1 rRNA gene and 1 pseudogene are annotated in these 3068 nt (G+C 40.2%); one reads left to right on the top strand and one right to left on the bottom strand.

Going from position 1 to position 3068, the window contains the following annotated elements:
- Window positions 1-493 precede the first annotated feature (493 nt).
- Window positions 494-1998, top strand: a 16S ribosomal RNA gene (locus BZK24_RS07505).
- A 443-nt stretch (window positions 1999-2441) separates the two neighbouring features.
- On the opposite strand, the pseudogene BZK24_RS07515 reads toward BZK24_RS07505, so the two are convergent.
- Window positions 2442-2919, bottom strand: a pseudogene (locus BZK24_RS07515) (hypothetical protein).
- Window positions 2920-3068 lie beyond the last annotated feature (149 nt).

The following is a 3068-nucleotide window of genomic DNA, read 5'->3' on the forward strand; positions in this document are numbered from 1 at the left end:
TTTAAGCAAACCTTAAGCTTTATATGACTATACTTTCATTTCCTTGTTTCAGCAAGGGCTTTTAAAAAGCCGCTTGATAACTTGCAAGGGTAGCTGATTAAAGCAAACGATCTTTGAAAACTAAGCAAATTGATAGAAGTTCTTTTTAAAGGGATATTCTAACACTATTTAAGGATAACTTATTTGAAAGAGTGAGGGTTAATTTCCATTCTTTTATAAGAAATTCTTAATCCAACTAATGCCAATCAATACCATTGATTGTATTATCGTATATAATTGATGGTTGAATGGCATGAGAGTATTTTATTCAGGTTAGCGTTTAGCTAAACCTTTTTAATTTAAAAAGTTTCTTTCTGTTTTGTTGTTGTAATACTTAAGAACACAACCCGTTTTATTCAATAAAGTATAAAACGAGTTCTTGTGATACGCTAAAGCTGTTATTAGGAATGATAACAGCCTATCAAAAAAACAAAAGAGCTTTAGGACAAACACTTTTATGGAGAGTTTGATCCTGGCTCAGAGTGAACGCTGGCGGCGTGCCTAATACATGCAAGTCGAACGATGAAGCTTTCTAGCTTGCTAGAAGGCTGATTAGTGGCGCACGGGTGAGTAACGCATAGGTTATGTGCCTCTTAGTTTGGGATAGCCATTGGAAACGATGATTAATACCAGATACTCCCTACGGGGGAAAGATTTATCGCTAAGAGATCAGCCTATGTCCTATCAGCTTGTTGGTAAGGTAATGGCTTACCAAGGCTATGACGGGTATCCGGCCTGAGAGGGTGAACGGACACACTGGAACTGAGACACGGTCCAGACTCCTACGGGAGGCAGCAGTAGGGAATATTGCTCAATGGGGGAAACCCTGAAGCAGCAACGCCGCGTGGAGGATGAAGGTTTTAGGATTGTAAACTCCTTTTGTTAGAGAAGATAATGACGGTATCTAACGAATAAGCACCGGCTAACTCCGTGCCAGCAGCCGCGGTAATACGGAGGGTGCAAGCGTTACTCGGAATCACTGGGCGTAAAGAGCGCGTAGGCGGGATAGTCAGTCAGGTGTGAAATCCTATGGCTTAACCATAGAACTGCATTTGAAACTACTATTCTAGAGTGTGGGAGAGGTAGGTGGAATTCTTGGTGTAGGGGTAAAATCCGTAGAGATCAAGAGGAATACTCATTGCGAAGGCGACCTGCTGGAACATTACTGACGCTGATTGCGCGAAAGCGTGGGGAGCAAACAGGATTAGATACCCTGGTAGTCCACGCCCTAAACGATGGATGCTAGTTGTTGGAGGGCTTAGTCTCTCTAGTAATGCAGCTAACGCATTAAGCATCCCGCCTGGGGAGTACGGTCGCAAGATTAAAACTCAAAGGAATAGACGGGGACCCGCACAAGCGGTGGAGCATGTGGTTTAATTCGAAGATACACGAAGAACCTTACCTAGGCTTGACATTGAGAGAATCCGCTAGAAATAGTGGAGTGTCTGGCTTGCCAGACCTTGAAAACAGGTGCTGCACGGCTGTCGTCAGCTCGTGTCGTGAGATGTTGGGTTAAGTCCCGCAACGAGCGCAACCCCCTTTCTTAGTTGCTAACAGGTCATGCTGAGAACTCTAAGGATACTGCCTCCGTAAGGAGGAGGAAGGTGGGGACGACGTCAAGTCATCATGGCCCTTACGCCTAGGGCTACACACGTGCTACAATGGGGTGCACAAAGAGAAGCAATACTGCGAAGTGGAGCCAATCTTCAAAACGCCTCTCAGTTCGGATTGTAGGCTGCAACTCGCCTGCATGAAGCTGGAATCGCTAGTAATCGCAAATCAGCCATGTTGCGGTGAATACGTTCCCGGGTCTTGTACTCACCGCCCGTCACACCATGGGAGTTGTGTTTGCCTTAAGTCAGGATGCTAAATTAGCTACTGCCCACGGCACACACAGCGACTGGGGTGAAGTCGTAACAAGGTAACCGTAGGTGAACCTGCGGTTGGATCACCTCCTTTCTAGAGAAAAGCTTTTAACATTCGCTTGTTAAAAGCCAAAGAGTATTACCTGACAAAAGGACTTCTTGTTGCTTAGTTTTGAAAGATTGAAGTTATTCTTTCTTTTTTTACTTCTTGATTGTTTTTAATATTTGCTTGCTTATTGTTTGTTATTTCTTAATACTTATATTTTTAGTTGTTAGTGTCTTTATATTTAATGTTTAATGTGTTTAGTTTGCTTGTGTTGGATTTAGCGTTGAGCTTTCTTAATTCTTTTGTTTAGATTTATTGCTTCTTGTTGTTTAATGTTTAATGATTTTAATCGCTTGATTTTGTTTTTTACTGCTTATGGCTTTTTGCTTGTTGTTTTTGTTATTTCTTACTTATTGCGTTTTTAATTTTTATGTCTTAATCGTTTGTTTTTTTACTGCTTATGGTTTTTTACTTGTTGTTTTTGTTGTTTCTTATTTCTTAATGTTTGATTTTTGCTTTTGGTGTTTTAAACGCTCAAGGATTTGGGTTTTAATTTCTTTCGGATCTAATTGAACAAGTTGTTGACGTTCAAAATTGCGTGCCTGAAAATCAATGTAATAACTCAAAAATAATAGAATCGTTTTCATGGGTGGCAACTAGGCACATGCCCGAATAATGGAATTGAACACAAGAAAGCGCAATAAATACGCTGTAGGGTTTTAATAGGGGATTTTCATTATGTGGGTTGAGTTTGATAAGACTTCCAAAAGCAATTGGTTTTATACTTTTGTTTTCATCAGATTGGTTTTGTAAAATAACTTGTTCTAAAAAATGATTGATGAGTGGCACTCTATGCACCGATATGGGTCTGGGGATAGACGCCTTTTGTAATGCTAATGCAAGACTTCTTCCCATTATATTATTCTCTAAAACTTGCACCTTTGGGACAACTTGCAACTGATCAATCATTATCTCAATTGCTTCATTTTCTTCACTTATAATGTAGTTTTTATGCGAAGGGCATTTTTTACCTTGTTTATTTTTTGTTGTTTGCGGGAACGCTAAGAAAAAGTCCTTGCTTTCATATTAAAGCCCTATTTTTCTGTTCCTTAAAACAT

This window comes from Helicobacter pylori, from assembly GCF_001998165.1.
GTDB lineage: Bacteria > Campylobacterota > Campylobacteria > Campylobacterales > Helicobacteraceae > Helicobacter > Helicobacter pylori_DL.